This window comes from Rhizobium sp. NZLR1, from assembly GCF_017357385.1.
GTDB lineage: Bacteria > Pseudomonadota > Alphaproteobacteria > Rhizobiales > Rhizobiaceae > Rhizobium.
The window spans coordinates 2,840,703-2,855,404 of the sequence record NZ_CP071632.1 but is presented as its reverse complement, the minus strand read 5'-3'; the positions used below and the strand labels follow the sequence as shown (position 1 = coordinate 2,855,404).

The window sequence follows — 14,702 nt, the reverse complement described above, 5'->3', positions numbered from 1 at the left end:
AAATAGCAGGGGCGCTGGTGAATGCCGAAGCCTTCCTTGATCTGATTAGATCAAAGCCCTTCCTTGGTGATGGTGATGAAACGGATCGGTGCCTGGTCCGGTTTGATATCGGTCAAGCCTATCCTATTCAGAACGAGATCGAGCGCGCGCCGCGCCTGCGCCTCCGGCGCCTGATCCAGCACCACATCCATGATGCCGTCCTGCAGCGCCGCTCGGGTGTAATCGGTCAATTCGTGCCCGACGAAGAACACGTCGCGGCCGCGCGGATGCCGGCGAAGCACTTCGATCAGGGCGGCGTTGGCGCCGCCGGCATTGTACAGTCCGGCAAGGCCGGGATACGTTTCCAGCGCCGACCACAGGAGATCGGCGCTGAGACGCTCCTCATCGCCGCCAAATCCCAGCCATTCGAAGCTGGAGGCGCCGGGATAATCACGAAAGTAATTGGAAAAGCCGCGGATCCGATCGCGATGCACTTGATAGATGGGGTGGCAGATTGCAACGACAGGTCCGGCCCGCGGAGCCATTCGGCTGATATAGAGTGCGGCCGTCCGGCCGGCAGCGTTATTGTCGATGCCGATGAATTCTCCGACGTGCTCGGACGCGCGGGTGACGACCTGGACGATCGGCAGGCCCTGCGCATTTACCTTTTCCACCGCAGCACCGATCACCGGGCTGCTCGGCACGGCAAGGATCAGCCCGGCCCGTGAAAGGTCGGTGGACAGGATGCGTCGCGCAATTCCCTCGGCGTTCATCTCGTCGGTGAAGCTGCGATGCACGACGACCAAAGGGTCGAGGGTGGCGGCAATTCTCTCGAAAGCAAGGGAAAGGCGCCGGTAGAAGCTGGTCTCCGGACGAACCATCAGCACTTCGATCCTAAGCAGGCCGCGATGGGTCTCGGGAAGCTTGCGCGGGTAATCCAGGCGACGTGCGGCGGATATGACCTTCTCGACAAGTTCGGGACGAACACCCCCACGCCCGTTCAGCACCCGCTCGACCGTTGCGGTTCCCACGCCGGCATGGCGGGCGATGTCCCGATAATTCGGCTTGCTCACATTCCAGGTCCCTTGCGCGCCCTCGTTGATCTCTGCGCGTCAGATCTTCTCTTCTTACATCTTCGCTTCAATTCTCACAGATGGTATTTGGAGGCTCTGACTTGTGTCGCAGGGGCGACCGATCTATGATTTCTCCAGTTCAACATGAGATTGCAGGCCGTATTTCACCGTAAACCGGACGCGGAAGGTTTTGTCCTCCGGCCGGACCGAAGGAGTTGGGCAAATGAAAATTCTCATGGTTCTCACATCGCATGATCAACTGGGAAACACCGGCAGGAAAACGGGCTTCTGGCTCGAGGAACTCGCTGCCCCATACTTCGTTTTCCGTGACGCCGGGGCCGAGATCACACTCGCTTCGCCGAAAGGGGGCCAGCCTCCGCTCGATCCGAAGAGCAACGAGCCGGCGTTTCAGACGGAAGATACGCGGCGATTTGAACGAGACCCGGCCGCGACGGCTGCGCTCGCCAACACTTTGATGCTGTCTGACATCGACCAGGCGGATTATGACACCGTGTTTTTCCCCGGCGGCCACGGCCCGCTCTGGGACCTGACGAACGACCGCAATGCGCACTCGCTGATCGAGGAGACGCTTGCAGCGGGAAAGCCGCTGGCGCTCGTCTGCCATGCGCCGGGGATATTGACCAATGTCAAGGCGCCGGACGGCGGACCGATCGCGAAGGGGCGGATAGTTACCGGCTTCACCAATTCCGAGGAGGCGGCCGTGCACCTCGTCGAGATCGTGCCTTATCTGCTCGAAGACGTGCTGAAAGAGCAGGGGGCGAAGTTTTCGGCGATGGAGGACTGGGCCGTGCATGTCGTCCAGGACGGGCTGCTGATTACCGGACAGAACCCAGCCTCGTCGAAACAGGCGGCCCGCCTTCTGCTCGATGCGCTCGGTAAGCACGCGGCAGCCTGACGCCCGCAGGCGGCCTTGAGCATTTCAACACCAGACGAAAGGTGCCTGGCATGAGCCGGAAATATACGGGGAAATGCGCCTGCGGCGCGGTGCAGTTCGCCTTCAATACCGATCCGACTTTCGTCGCCGACTGCCATTGCCTGGATTGCAAGAAGGCCTCGGGCGGCGAAGCCGCCACCTTTTTTGCCGTGCCGCAGGACGATTTCACCCTGACCGCCGGCAGCCCGAAGGCGTTTCACTATATCGCCGATTCCGGCAAGGTCTCGATCGCAATTTCTGCCCGGATTGCGGCGCGAGGTTGTTCAGTAGCAATCTAGAGAGTTTCCCCGGCCTCGTCTTCGTCACCCTCGGCAGCCTGGATCGGCCCGAGCTGATACAGCCGGGGGTCGAGATGTTTACCAAACGGCGGCTTGCCTGGGCAACACCGCTCCACCTTCCACAGTTCGAAGGCATGCCGGGCTGAAGGGAGATTCGACTTCTATCGATCTTTCTTGAAGAAAAGATCAATCCCGTGTCGGATCGGCCAGATCTTATCCGTCGTTAGCTCGTCCATTCCGTCCATCTAAAAGGATCACGAACATGCCGAACACTATACGCCTGCATCGCGTTCTGGCGACCACCCCGGAGAAGATTTATCGCGCATTCATCGAAGCGGACGCGCTTGCCAAGTGGCTTCCGCCGAACGGCTTCCTCTGCACCGTACATCATCTGGAGCCGAGCGTCGGCGGCACGTTCAGAATGTCTTTCCGCAACTTCACGACCGGCAACAGCCATGCTTTCGGCGGCGAATTCCGCGAGCTCGTCCCAGGCCAACGCGTTCGCTACACCGACAAGTTCGACGACCCCAACCTGCCAGGCGAAATGGAGGTCACCGTGACGCTGAAGAAGGTGTCGGTTGGTACCGAGGTGGATATTACCCAGGCAGGCGTGCCCGACGTCATCCCGCCTGAGGCTTGCTATCTCGGCTGGCAGGAGTCGCTGAAAAACCTCGCGAGGGTGGTTGAACCCGATATCCAGGAATAGCTTGGTTCAGGCAGCCTGTCGGGAGCGGATCGCACAGGCTGGCGCCGACACACAAGAGCGCCTCACTCTGAGGCGCTCCGTTCGACGCCGCGGCGGACCTTACCCGCCGAAATAGGCCGGATGGTCGATATCGGCGATAAGGCCGGGCTGGGTCGGGTGCCAGTCCAGCAGCGCGCGGGTATGTTCGCTGGACGTGGGCACGTCGAAGCCGGCGAACATCGCAAACCAGCCGAAATGTTCTGCCGCCTCTTCCCGCGACAGCGAGACGGCGGGCACGTCGAGCCGCCGGCTGATGACCTCGGCGATCTGCCTGAATGGCACACCCTCCTCAGCAACGGCCAGGAAGGGTCCGCCCACGGCGCCGCGCTCCAGCGCCAGGCGATAGAGGCGGGCGGCATCGAGCCTGTGCACCGCCGGCCAGCGGTTCTGGCCTTCGCCGATATAGGCCGAAACACCCGTTCGCCGGGCGAAATCGATCAGGATCGGCACGAAGCCGTGGTCGCCATGGCCGTGCACCGAAGGCGGAAGCCGGACGGTCGAGGCGCGCACGCCGCGCACGCCGCGCGCGACAAGCGATACCGCGGTGATTTCGGAGGCGCGGGGATAGGTCTCGGTGGTCGGCATGGGCGGGTCCTTTTCGGTGCCGACGCGGCCGGGCGCATGGCCGAGGCCTGCGGTGACCAGCAGCGGGCGGCTGGAGCCCTGGAGGGCTTCGCCGAGCGCCTCGATGGCGCGCCGGTCGAGGGCGCAGTTTGCGGCGAATTTCGAGAAATCATGGTTGAAGCCGGTGTGGATCACGCCGTCGGCCTCGGCCGCGCCGCGCTTCAGGCTTTCCAGATCCTCGAGCGTGCCGCGATGGACCTCGGCGCCCGCGGCCGACAATTCCTCAGCCCCCTTTTCTGAGCGGGTGAGGCCAAGCACCTGATGGCCGCCAGCGATCAATTCGCTGACGACGGCCGAGCCGACCCAGCCTGTGGCTCCGGTGACGAATACGCGCATGTCGATATCTCCGTTTTCGATGGAGACAGATATCGGGCAAGGCCCTATCATGGTAAAGTAGTGATCTTATCATGGTATAATGGCTAACAGCATGAGCGAATTCGTCACCTTCGAAAACCGGCTGGGCGCCTATCTCAAGGGCCGCCGCGCCAAGCTCGACCCCGCAGCCCTCGGCTTTGCCGGCGAACGCCGCCGCACGCCGGGCCTGCGCCGCGAGGAGGTGGCAAACCGAGCCAATATCAGCCCCACCTGGTACACCTGGCTGGAGCAAGGGCGCGGCGGGGCGCCGTCCGCCGATGTGCTCGACCGGATCTCGCGGGCGCTGATGCTGACCGATGTCGAGCGCGAGCATCTGTTCCTCATCGGCCTCGGCCGACCGCCCGAGGTGCGTTACCGCAGGCAAGCGGGCGTCACGCCCAGGCTGCAGGGCGTGCTCGATGCGCTGGACCCGAGCCCGGCGCTGATCCGCAACGCCATCTGGGACGTGATCGCCTGGAACCGGGCGGCAACCGTGCTGCTCACTGATTACGGCGCGCTGCCGCCCGAGGAGCGCAACGTGCTGCGCTTCATCTTCCTCGATCCACGCGTGCGCGCCGCCCAGTACGACTGGGAAAGCGTCGCCCGCTTCGTCGTCGCCGCCTTCCGCGTGGACGCGGCCCGCGCGGGTGCAGCGGCCGAGGTCGAGCCGCTGGTCGACGAACTCTGCCGCAAGAGCCCGGAATTCCTGGCGATGTGGCGCGACAATGACGTGCGCACCCATGGCGAGGGCGCCAAACACATCAAGCACCCGGTGCTTGGGCTGCTCTCTTTCGAGTATTCGGCCTTCCAGGTGGACGGGCGGCCGGATCTCAGCATGGTGGTTTATAACCCGGCGACGGCAGCGGATGCGGAGAAGATTAGGGCGGTGGTGGGGTGAGGATTCTAGTCGGGGTCTAAGTGCGGAACTGATACGACGCGCACCCGCCTCGTCCTTCGAGGCTCCAGCCTTCGGCTTCCACGCTTCAGGATGAGGCGCTCTTGAGCGTTGGCGCTCGGCAACCTCTTGCGGCATGACAAAATTGCAAAAAGCTAAAATGCCACTTTTACTAGAAAATAATTTGACCTTCCCCTGCAATGGCTGTTTCCTCCCAATCGACCAAGGCGAATGGATCTTGAAGGAGATATCCATGACAGTGTTTGCAAAACCCGTGGCGGTCGATGACTCGCACACCGTCTACGAGAGCGACGTTATTTCAGGCAATCTGCTGGACAACGATATATCAGCGGCCAACGGCAATATGTTTCTCAACTTCTTCGACGGCGAGAGGGTTCTCGCCAAGAAGGATGGGCAGGTCACCGATATCGGGGGCGAGCACGGGACGTTCCACGTCAAGGCTGACGGCTCATACACCTATACACTAAACGAGGCCGCCAAAGCGGGCTTCCTTAACGGAATGACGCTGAGAGAGACGATCGGCTACAAGATTTCCGACGGCGCCGGCAATACGGATGTCGGACATTTCACGCTAGACATTCACGGGGTGACCAGTGCGCCGGTCGCGGTCGACGATGCCTTTACCTTCCGCGAAAGCGGCGCGATGGCGGGCAACGTGCTTGCCAACGACATTGCCGGGGAGGCGGGTCATATCTTTCTGCGCTCAGTCGAGGGCATCAGCGTAAGCGCCACGCGGAGCACCGACGTCGCCGGTGAATTCGGCACCTTCCATTTTTCGGCGGACGGAGGCTTCACCTACGATCTCGATCCCGCCGTGAAGGCGGGTCTCAACGATGGCGAGCATGTCACGGAGACGCTTCAATATTACAAGGTCTCCGACGGCGCCGGTCACGCGGATGCCGGCGTGATCTCGCTGACCGTCGACGGCGTGACGGACGGCAAGTCGTTGAACACCAATCATGTTGAGTCCCAGGCGGAGGTGGTGCGCCCCTTCCTGGACCATTACGAACTCCAGGGGGTCGCGGTCGATCCGCAAACGGGCAAGTTTTACGTCAGCTCCGGCCATGGTTTCCCGGATGATTCCATGGTGAGCATTTACGACAACGCCTCGGCCTTTGAAGCAGACAATGCCAGCGGCGCCATCTCTCTTGGCGAATATGACATCGGCGGAACCTATTTTTCGGTCCGCGGCGGCGAGATCATCGGAAGAACTAACGAGGTCAAAGGCGAAGGCCCTTTCCCCGATCAGACCTATCTCGCAAAGTGGGACGCCGCAGACGGATCGCTCGATCAGCAGGGCGACCCGATTCCCGGCCTTATCGGCGAGAATGGGGCGGGTACGTTCGACTGGGGTGGATTCACGGCCGTCAATACGATGCAGGATTCGACCGGCATCTATGTCGTCGGCCGCATCGATGATGCGACCTGGCAGGTCTCCAAAATCGATCCCGACACGCTGAACCCGATCGAATCCAAGACTTTCGCCGCCGGCGGGCTGGGATACGGCTTTGCCGTCGACGGCACGTTCTTCTTCGGCGATTCCTTCGGAAGCGAGCATATCGGCACGGCATTCGATTTCGAAACCGGGGTCAAGACAACAATCGATGTCAACATCGCCATATCGGGAGATGACTCCACCACCAACGTGGTCTATGACGCGGCGGCGGACTCTATCTACATCACCAACACTGAGACCGACGAAATCTCCGTGGTGCACAACATCTCGGACATATTGTTTGTTTGACGGCCTTAACCGCGTGACGTCGCCCCGTCCGTTCGTTGTACTGGGCGACGTTTAGCCATGATATCAGCGGCGGCGCTATTGCAGCGTGCGCGTCTGGATCTGCTCTACGACTGGTTGAGAAGCGGAGGCGGGCATGGCACTGCCTTCCAGGCCGGTTGCCACGACCGAGACGCGGAACCTGCCGTCAAGGCTGCGGTCGAAGATGGCGCCGACGACGATGTCTGCGTCTTCCTGCACCTCGTCGCGAATGCGGCTTGCCGCTTCGTCGACTTCGAACAGTGTCATATCCGAACCACCGGAGATCGAGATCAGCACGCCCCTGGCGCCCTTCATCGAGATATCGTCGAGAAGCGGGTTGGCAATTGCCGCTTCCGCCGCCTTCATCGCGCGGCTTTCACCGGAGGCTTCGCCAGTGCCCATCATGGCGCGGCCCATGCCGCGCATGACCGATTTCACATCGGCGAAATCAAGGTTGATCAGGCCTTCCTTGACGATGAGATCGGTGATGCAGCCAACGCCGGCATAGAGCACGCGGTCGGCCGTCATGAAGGCATCGGCAAAAGTGGTTTTCGCATCGGCGATGCGGAAGAGGTTCTGGTTGGGGATGACGATGACCGTATCGGCTGCCTGGCGAAGCGCCTCGATGCCGATCTCCGCCATTCGCATGCGGCGGTTGCCTTCGAAGGTAAAGGGTTTGGTGACGACGCCGACTGTCAGGATGCCGGCCGCACGTGCGGCGCGGGCGATGACGGGTGCCGCGCCCGTGCCCGTTCCGCCGCCCATGCCGGCGGTGACGAAACACATGTGCGACCCGGCCAGGTGATCCATGATCTCATCGATCGATTCCTCAGCCGCCGCATGGCCGACCTCCGGCAGGGAACCGGCGCCGAGACCCTCGGTCACATTGGCGCCGAGCTGGATGCGGCGCGTCGCCTTGGAGGTGGCGAGGACCTGCGCGTCGGTATTTGCGGCGACGAATTCGACGCCTGCCAGGTTTTCCGCGATCATATTGTTGATCGCATTACCACCACCACCACCGACGCCGATCACAGTAATGTGCGGCCGCAGTCCCGAAATGCCGCCCTTGGCGTCCGTCATCGCGCTCTCCTTTGATGCTTCGTTCACGCCACGCCCTCGTCGCGGATAGCGAATCGTCGCTTAGGATAGCCGTCCAACAAGGCAGAGGCGAGGCGAAAGACGTCTCGTCGACAGCGGCGGCGATCGGTAAAGGGGCGGGTCGCGGCTTTGAGGGCGGGAGCATCATGTCGAGAACGGACAGTTATGCTTCTGAGGCGCTCAATTTTCCACCTCGACCTTACCCCGCCACTCCCACCGCCACCGGCAAACACAATATGCACACCAACCCCACCGCCCCAGCCTCGAGCGCCAGCGACCCGCCATAAAGCCCCGCCAACTCGTTCACGATGCTCAGCCCAAAACCATTGCCAGGGACGCGTTCGTCCTCCCGCACGCCCGGCAGCAGCACGGCGGCGAGGCGGTCGGCGGGGATGCCCGGGCCGTCGTCCTCGATGGTGATGCGGGCGATCGGGCCGTCGCGCCCGGCGCGGATGGTGACGCGCGAGGCAGCCCATTTGAAAGCGTTATCGATCAGGTTTCCGAGCATTTCCTCGACATCGCTTTCGTCGCAGGCGACCCGCAGGCCCGGGGGGATGTCGCTGTCGAAGGCAATCCTGCGCTCGGCATGGATCTGGCCGATCGCCCGGTAGAGATCGGCGAGCGATGCCGCCATGTCGGTGCTGGCAACATTATTCGACGAGGCCATCACCCGGCGGGCGGCGGCGAGGTGGTGCTTGATCCGGTTGTCGATCCGGGCGGCCAGACTACGCAATGCGCCTTTGGGGTCGTTTTTATCGTCGAGCGCCAGCAGCAGGCTCGCCACCGGGGTCTTGAGGCCATGGGCGAGGTTTGCGAACTGCATGCGCGTTGCCGCGAGCCTCTCCTCATTGGCCGCCAGAAGCGCATTGGTTTTCAGCGACAGCGGCGCAAGCTCGGCGCTCGCTTCCTCCGGCAGGCGGGCGCGTTCTCCCCGGTTGATGGCATCGATATTGGTCGCCATGGATGTCAGCGGCCGCAAGCCAAAGCGGATTTGCCAAAGGGTGCCCGTCATCAGCACCAACCCGAGCAGCAGCATGCAGGGAACCAGCCAGAAGAGAGCGCGAAGCGCCGGGCCGACGAGGGCGATCATCGGCGCCGTCGCGGTGATGGTCAGCGTCATGCCGTCGATGCTGCGCACGGCTTGGCGAAGGTAGAGCGGCCCTCTTCCGCGATCGCCGCCCCTGCCTGATGTCGGCATGCCCGTCAGCACATGGCGCAGGTCCTGCCGTGGCGGCGGTGCGTCTATCGTGCCGTTCATCAGGGAGCGGGAGGTCAGGCGCTGCTCTTCGGCGTCGACCTGCCAGTACCAGCCCGATGAGGGGCGATCGAAAGGCGGCGCATCGAGCGGCGCCGACAGGGTGATCCTTCCCTCTGCGTCGCGCATCACGGCGCCGGCGAGGGCGCCGATCTGTGTGTCCAGACGCTGGTCCACCTGCTCGCGCACCACAGTCTTCAGCGCTAGCCAGAGCACGAGGGCGGCCACAGCGAGCGCCAGCGTCACGAAGATGCCCGAGAACATCAGCAGCCGGCCGGCGATCGATCTCGGCTTGAAAGACGAAGCCTTCATGACTCCGCTGCCGACGTCAGAATATAGCCGCGGCCGCGCACCGTCTCGATGCGGTCGCTCCCGAGCTTCTTGCGCAGCCGGGCGATGATGACTTCGATGGAATTAGAGTCGACCTCGGCATCGCCGTCATAGACGCGCTCGGTCAGTTCGCGCCGGTCGACGACCATCTCCTTGCGCAGCATCAGGCAGGAGAGCACCCGCCATTCCAACGCCGTCAGCTTCAGCGGCAGGCCGTCGAGCTCGAAGGTGCCGAGCTGGGCATCGAAGACCAGCGCGCCGCAGGTAAGCCGCGCGGCGCCGTGGCCGGCTGCCCGGCGCACCAGGGCGCGCAGGCGCAAAACAAGTTCTTCCACCTTGAAGGGTTTGGCGAGGAAATCGTCGGCGCCGGCCTTGAAGCTTGCGACCTTGTCCGGCCAGCCGTCGCGCGCCGTCAGCACCAGAACCGGCAGGTTGCGGCTGCCCTCGCGCCAGCCCTTCAGCACGCTGACGCCGTCGATCTTCGGCAGGCCGAGGTCGAGGATCGCGACGTCGAAGAGTTCGGTCAGCCCCGCGTGGAGAGCGTCTTCTCCGTTGCGCGATATGTCGACGACGAAGTTTTCCGATCGCAGCACGGCGGCGATCCGGCCGCTCAGGTCTTCGTCATCTTCGACGAGCAGTACGCGCATGGGGCAGGGCTTTCATCGGGGCCGGGCATCTTTGGGGACGGACCAAAACTATCGGGCCGAGCTTAACTCAATCTGAACGGAGAGGTTCAGGCGGGCGACGGGGTGGAACGGCTAGAGTGCGACCACTACTGATGCAAGGAACAGATATATGCCGAATGAAGACCAGGACAACGTGCATACCGAGGGCGCAGCCACGCCCGTCCCGCCAGGACAGCGCCGGCGACGGCTGGCGATCCCCGTCATTGCTGCCGCCGTGGCGCTTGTCATCGGTGCTGTCGGGGGTGCGGGCGCGGTGAAAATGATGCGTCCTATGCCAGAGATGGCGCCGCTGGCGCCGGTGGCGATTTCGGCCATGCCGGCATCGAGCCTCGTCACGATCAAGGGCAAGGTCGCCGAGATCTACGGCAACAAGTTCGTGCTGCAGGACGATAGCGGCAAGGCGCTTGTTGAAACAGGCCGAGCCGGCGAGGGTGGCGCGCTCGTTACCCGAGACGAGGCCGTCACCGTGCAGGGGCGCTTCGACGATGGCTTCGTGCATGCGAGCTATCTCGTTCGCCAGGACGGACGAACCGAAGCGCTGCGCCCGCCGAAAGGTCCGCCGCATCGACCATTTGAGGATTTCGATCACAGGCCTTGACGGGCCGTGAACCAAAGCCGCGTTGCGGTGTTTACAAACGTGCTTCTCAATTCCCGCAAAGGAACAATTCCCATGCAAAGACTTCTCCTATCAGGCCTTGCTCTTGCCGCACTGGCCGGCACCGCCTTCGCCCAACAACCGCCCGCCCCGCCACCCGCCGGAGCTCCGCCCGTGGCGGCCGACCCGGCCTCACCACCACCACCACCGCCACCGCCTGCTTCCGGTGATAACGAGCCGATGATGGGTGGGCCGGATGCGCGGCCGGGAGATCGTCCCGATGACCGGTGGCATGGTTCGAGAGACGATATGGGTTTCCGCGACGACAGGGGTTTCCGCGGTTTCCGCGGTCATCGCCCGCCACCGCCGCCGCCGTCCAAGGCCGCGCATTTCCGGATCGAGGATGGGGCCACCCGGATCGATCTGAAATGCGCCGAGGATGAACCGATGAAGGCCTGCGCCGACTTGCTGCTCCAGGTCATGGACCGCCTGCAGGGCCAGAACTAATCTTGAACACCCCGGCATAGCCAGGACATCACACGATGATGCAACCGCCCGCCTTCTCGCACGGGCGGTTTCGTCTCCTTCGGAAGCATTGACGACGAGCCGATTTGCCTTTAGCTGTGACGCTATGAAAATCGCATTGGTTCTGGCAGTGGTGATCGGGCGCATGGGCAGGATGGTGTAACCATCCAGCGAAAGCACCCATGCGCGGTAAGCAGGCTCCTGACGGGGCCTTTTTTTATGCCCTGAATTTGGGCGCGGGCCTCGTCGGACTTTCCACACATCATCACACTGATCAAGGAACGGAACCATGAGATCCCGTCATTCCATCGACACCCCGCGCGCGCAGATGACCGGCGCGGAAATCGTTCTCCAGGCGCTGAGAGACAATGGCGTCGAGCATATATTCGGCTATCCGGGTGCTGCGGTGCTGCCGATCTACGACGAGCTTTTCCAGCAGGAAGACATCAGACACATTCTGGTTCGCCATGAACAGGGAGCCGGCCATGCCGCCGAGGGATATGCCCGCTCGACGGGCAAGGTCGGCGTCATGCTGGTGACCTCAGGCCCCGGCGTCACCAACGCGATCACGCCCCTTCAGGATGCCTTGATGGATTCCGTGCCGCTCGTTTGCCTGTCCGGCCAGGTGCCGACGTCGCTGATCGGCTCCGATGCCTTTCAGGAATGCGATACCGTCGGCATTACCCGCGCCTGCACGAAACACAATCGGCTGGTCGGCGACGTCAATGATCTGGCGGCGGCCATCCACGAAGCCTTTCGCATCGCCGGATCGGGCCGGCCCGGCCCCGTTCTGGTCGACATGCCGAAGGATGTGCTGTTTGCGAGCGGAAATTATACACCGCCTGAGGCAGTCGCCCCGAGGACGAGCTATCAGCCGGACCGCCTAAGCGACATCAGGGAGATCGAGGCTGCGGCCGCTCTGATGGCGACGGCACGTAAGCCGATTATCTGCGCGGGCGGCGGTGTCATCAATTCCGGTCTTGAAGCGTCAAAACTGCTGAGTGAACTGGTCGATCTCACCGGCTTTCCCGTCACGTCGACGCTGATGGGGCTCGGCGCCTATCCGGCTTCCAGCCCGAACTGGCTGAAGATGGCCGGGCTTCACGGCTCCTACGAGGCCAACATGGCAATACATGACTGCGACCTCATGCTCTGCATCGGGGCGCGCTTCGATGGCGGGCTTGCCGCCAGCGTCGATGGTTTCTCACCGAATTCCCGGAAGATCCAGATCGATATCGATACTTCCTCGCTTAACAAGACTGTGCGCGCCGATATCGCCATCCGGGGCGATGCCGCGGGTGTGCTGGCCGAGCTCGTTCGCCTGTGGCGGGCGCTGCCGCAGGCGCCGGACCGGGCGCGGCTGACCGAGTGGTGGAGCGCGATTGCCGACTGGCGGGCGCGCCGATCGTTTTCCTATGCGAAGCGCGAGGACGTCATCATGCCGCAATATGCCATCGAGCGGCTTTATGAACTGACGAAGCATCGGGATACCTACATCACGACGGAGGTCGGCCGGCATCAGATATGGGCGGCGCAATCTTACGACTTCGAGCGACCGAACCGCTGGGTGACGTCAGGCGGCCTGGGGACGATGGGATACGGGCTGCCCGCCGCCCTCGGCGTGCAGATCGCCAATCCCAACAGCCTTGTCATCGACATCGCCGGCGATGCCTCCGTGCAGGTGACGATGAAGGAAATGTCGGCCGCCGTGCAGCACAACGCGCCGATCAAGATCTTCATTCTCAATGGCGGCGATCAGGGAACGCAGCGCCAGCACGGAAACCCGGATTTCGTGAAGCTTGCCGAAGCCTATGGCGGACATGGCATTCGCTGCGAGAGGCTGGCCGAACTCGACGATGCAATCCTGGAGATGATCGAGGTGGACATGCCTGTTCTGTTCGACTGCCGCGTCGCCGACAGTGCCCACTGGCATGGCACACCGTCAACTTAACCCAGCGGCACACCGATCAGCCCTCATCCTGAGGTGCGCAGGCCAAAGGCCGGAGCCTCGAAGGACGAGGGCGGGTGGCTCGGCGCTTAAGTCCACATCCACCGCCAGATGAACCGCCACTGGCCACCCTCGTCCTTCGAGGCCCCCACGGGGCTCCTCAGGATGAGGGTGGAGAGAGGGCGCGGCTTGTGTCACCGGAAGGTCCTGCGGTGTGCCAACGGCCAGACTCCGCCCGGCATTCATCCTCTGCATCGACCACTGAAAGCTGTCGTATCAAGCAGGTCGCCTTGCGCCGCCGGCCGTCATTGCTGCGTCAATGCGATCTCGCTCATTAGCTCCACAGGCGGAAATCGGACACAGTCTGCGGCATCGAAATTCACCGCGAACTGCATCCGGTTTTCGTTCGCCCAGTTGATCGCGATCTCTGATTTTGCCTTCGGCACTTTTGCGGCGACGGTGCAGTGAGGTACCCAGTTGCCGGGCCTATAGTGCTCGTGACAGCATGCGGGATCGATCTCTTGGTGCAGTGCCGCGTGCAACTGGAAAAGCGCGTCGTCCGCAATCGGACGCGCCCATAAGACGATGAACTCGTTCTCGAAATAACTGGCACCCGAAAAGTTCACGGTCACGGTCGAACGCGTGCGGAAAACACGCTCGAACGCCTCGGCCAACCGATCGGAAGCAAGCTCTTGATAGACGGCGAGGGTGAGGTGGCGAGGATAGTTCAAAGCCCGCATCGAAGCGATCTCTTCGAATACAGCGGCTTCCTCCCAGAGTTTGAAAACCGGCGACGCGGTCTCGTTCAGACATTTGAGGCTGACCCCGTAAGACATGCGCGAGCGTTATCAGTCCATCCCGGCTGAACCATAGCTTTACATCGTTGCCGATGTCGAGCAGCCGCCGGCATTGCAGGATATCGGGCGGCTTTGTCTGTTTTTCCGCCGCGGGGATTCGACTATCATGGGATGCTTGAACGAGGCGCAGCAGGGGTGACGACGCGGCCGTTGGCAAAAGCTTGCCGAGGGAGGTAGAAATGTCGAGTTTCAGGAGCGCCGTGGTTTCTTTGCCCGGTAAGGAGCGGTTGGCGAGAACGCCCTTCGGCGCGAGGATCGTCATCCATGCCACGGCCAAGGAGACCGGCGGCGCGTTCGGGATGTGGGAAACCTTCACCCCGCCGGGTCATGGTCCGGCCCCGCACACGCATACGCGGGAGACGGAAGTCTTTCGAGTCATCCATGGGCTCTACCAATTTCAATGCGGCGACGAGGAGTTCGATGCGCCTGCGGGAAGCGTCGTCGTTCTGCCGCCGCATGTACAGCACAGCTGGCGAAACATAAGCGACGAACCCGGTCAGATGTTCGGCATGGTGACGCCGGGCGGATGTGAGCAATTGTTCATCGATATCGACGCCTTCGGTGCTGATACGCCCGCGAAAATCGCGGTGATCGAAGCGCGATTGGGGATCATCAACGACATGACGCTGGCGCTCGGATTGAAGAGCCCATGATGGCGCTGATCGACCATCGCGGCCTTGCGTAAGATTGACAACGGAGCTTATGGGGGCGGCGTCCTCCAA

Annotated in this window: 14 protein-coding genes and 1 pseudogene; 9 read left to right on the top strand and 6 right to left on the bottom strand. The window is 62.6% G+C overall.

Features of this window, described 5'->3' with window-relative positions:
- Window positions 1-50 precede the first annotated feature (50 nt).
- Window positions 51-1,052 carry a LacI family DNA-binding transcriptional regulator gene (locus J3O30_RS14260; protein ID WP_207580953.1) on the bottom strand — a complete coding sequence of 334 codons (1,002 nt, stop codon included), beginning with the start codon at window positions 1,050-1,052 and terminating at the stop codon, window positions 51-53.
- Between the two features lie 223 nt (window positions 1,053-1,275).
- Between J3O30_RS14260 and J3O30_RS14255 the strand changes: the two genes are divergently transcribed.
- From J3O30_RS14255 to J3O30_RS14245, 3 genes and pseudogenes are all read left to right on the top strand, one after another.
- The gene (locus J3O30_RS14255; protein ID WP_207580952.1) at window positions 1,276-1,968 is read left to right on the top strand and encodes a type 1 glutamine amidotransferase domain-containing protein; all 693 of its coding nucleotides are present in this window, start codon (window positions 1,276-1,278) and stop codon (window positions 1,966-1,968) included.
- Window positions 1,969-2,018: 50 nt separating this feature from the next.
- A pseudogene (locus tag J3O30_RS14250) lies at window positions 2,019-2,431 on the top strand (GFA family protein).
- A gap of 116 nt (window positions 2,432-2,547) precedes the next feature.
- Window positions 2,548-2,991, top strand: coding sequence for an SRPBCC family protein (locus J3O30_RS14245; protein ID WP_207580951.1), 444 nt, complete (start codon window positions 2,548-2,550; stop codon window positions 2,989-2,991).
- Between the two features lie 99 nt (window positions 2,992-3,090).
- Here the strand turns inward: J3O30_RS14245 and J3O30_RS14240 are convergent, their stop codons facing one another.
- Window positions 3,091-3,990, bottom strand: coding sequence for an SDR family oxidoreductase (locus J3O30_RS14240; protein ID WP_207580950.1), 900 nt, complete (start codon window positions 3,988-3,990; stop codon window positions 3,091-3,093).
- 91 nt (window positions 3,991-4,081) lie between these two features.
- On the opposite strand from J3O30_RS14240, the gene J3O30_RS14235 reads away from it, so the two are divergent.
- Window positions 4,082-4,906 (top strand): helix-turn-helix transcriptional regulator, encoded by an 825-nt coding sequence (locus J3O30_RS14235; protein ID WP_207584335.1) that lies wholly within the window; start codon window positions 4,082-4,084, stop codon window positions 4,904-4,906.
- Window positions 4,907-5,156: 250 nt separating this feature from the next.
- Window positions 5,157-6,668: an Ig-like domain-containing protein gene (locus tag J3O30_RS14230; RefSeq protein WP_207580949.1), complete on the top strand. Its 1,512-nt coding sequence runs from the start codon at window positions 5,157-5,159 to the stop codon at window positions 6,666-6,668.
- Between the two features lie 75 nt (window positions 6,669-6,743).
- On the opposite strand, the gene ftsZ is transcribed toward J3O30_RS14230, so the two are convergent.
- The 3 genes from ftsZ to J3O30_RS14215 all read right to left on the bottom strand — a co-directional run bounded on the left by ftsZ (window position 6,744) and on the right by J3O30_RS14215 (window position 10,016).
- Entirely contained in the window at window positions 6,744-7,766 is a 1,023-nt protein-coding gene (ftsZ, locus tag J3O30_RS14225; RefSeq protein ID WP_207580948.1) for a cell division protein FtsZ, read from the bottom strand.
- 217 nt (window positions 7,767-7,983) lie between these two features.
- Window positions 7,984-9,351, bottom strand: a complete 1,368-nt coding sequence (locus J3O30_RS14220) for a HAMP domain-containing sensor histidine kinase (RefSeq protein ID WP_207580947.1) — start codon at window positions 9,349-9,351, stop codon at window positions 7,984-7,986.
- On the bottom strand, window positions 9,348-10,016 hold the full coding sequence (locus J3O30_RS14215; protein ID WP_207580946.1) for a response regulator transcription factor: 669 nt from the start codon (window positions 10,014-10,016) through the stop codon (window positions 9,348-9,350). The genes J3O30_RS14220 and J3O30_RS14215 overlap by 4 nt, the downstream gene beginning before the upstream one ends.
- Before the next feature lie 148 nt (window positions 10,017-10,164).
- On the opposite strand from J3O30_RS14215, the gene J3O30_RS14210 reads away from it, so the two are divergent.
- From J3O30_RS14210 to ilvB, 3 genes are all read left to right on the top strand, one after another.
- Complete coding sequence (locus J3O30_RS14210) at window positions 10,165-10,653, top strand: hypothetical protein (RefSeq protein ID WP_207580945.1); 489 nt, start codon at window positions 10,165-10,167, stop codon at window positions 10,651-10,653.
- A 72-nt stretch (window positions 10,654-10,725) separates the two neighbouring features.
- Complete coding sequence (locus tag J3O30_RS14205) at window positions 10,726-11,157, top strand: hypothetical protein (protein ID WP_207580944.1); 432 nt, start codon at window positions 10,726-10,728, stop codon at window positions 11,155-11,157.
- 346 nt (window positions 11,158-11,503) lie between these two features.
- Window positions 11,504-13,126 (top strand): biosynthetic-type acetolactate synthase large subunit, encoded by a 1,623-nt coding sequence (gene ilvB, locus J3O30_RS14200; RefSeq protein WP_246762762.1) that lies wholly within the window; start codon window positions 11,504-11,506, stop codon window positions 13,124-13,126.
- A 302-nt stretch (window positions 13,127-13,428) separates the two neighbouring features.
- Here ilvB and J3O30_RS14195 read toward each other — a convergent pair whose 3' ends face one another.
- Window positions 13,429-13,959, bottom strand: coding sequence for a 2'-5' RNA ligase family protein (locus J3O30_RS14195; RefSeq protein WP_207580942.1), 531 nt, complete (start codon window positions 13,957-13,959; stop codon window positions 13,429-13,431).
- Window positions 13,960-14,159: 200 nt separating this feature from the next.
- Between J3O30_RS14195 and J3O30_RS14190 the strand changes: the two genes are divergently transcribed.
- Window positions 14,160-14,633, top strand: a complete 474-nt coding sequence (locus J3O30_RS14190) for a cupin domain-containing protein (protein WP_207580941.1) — start codon at window positions 14,160-14,162, stop codon at window positions 14,631-14,633.
- The last annotated feature ends 69 nt before the right edge of the window (window positions 14,634-14,702 follow it).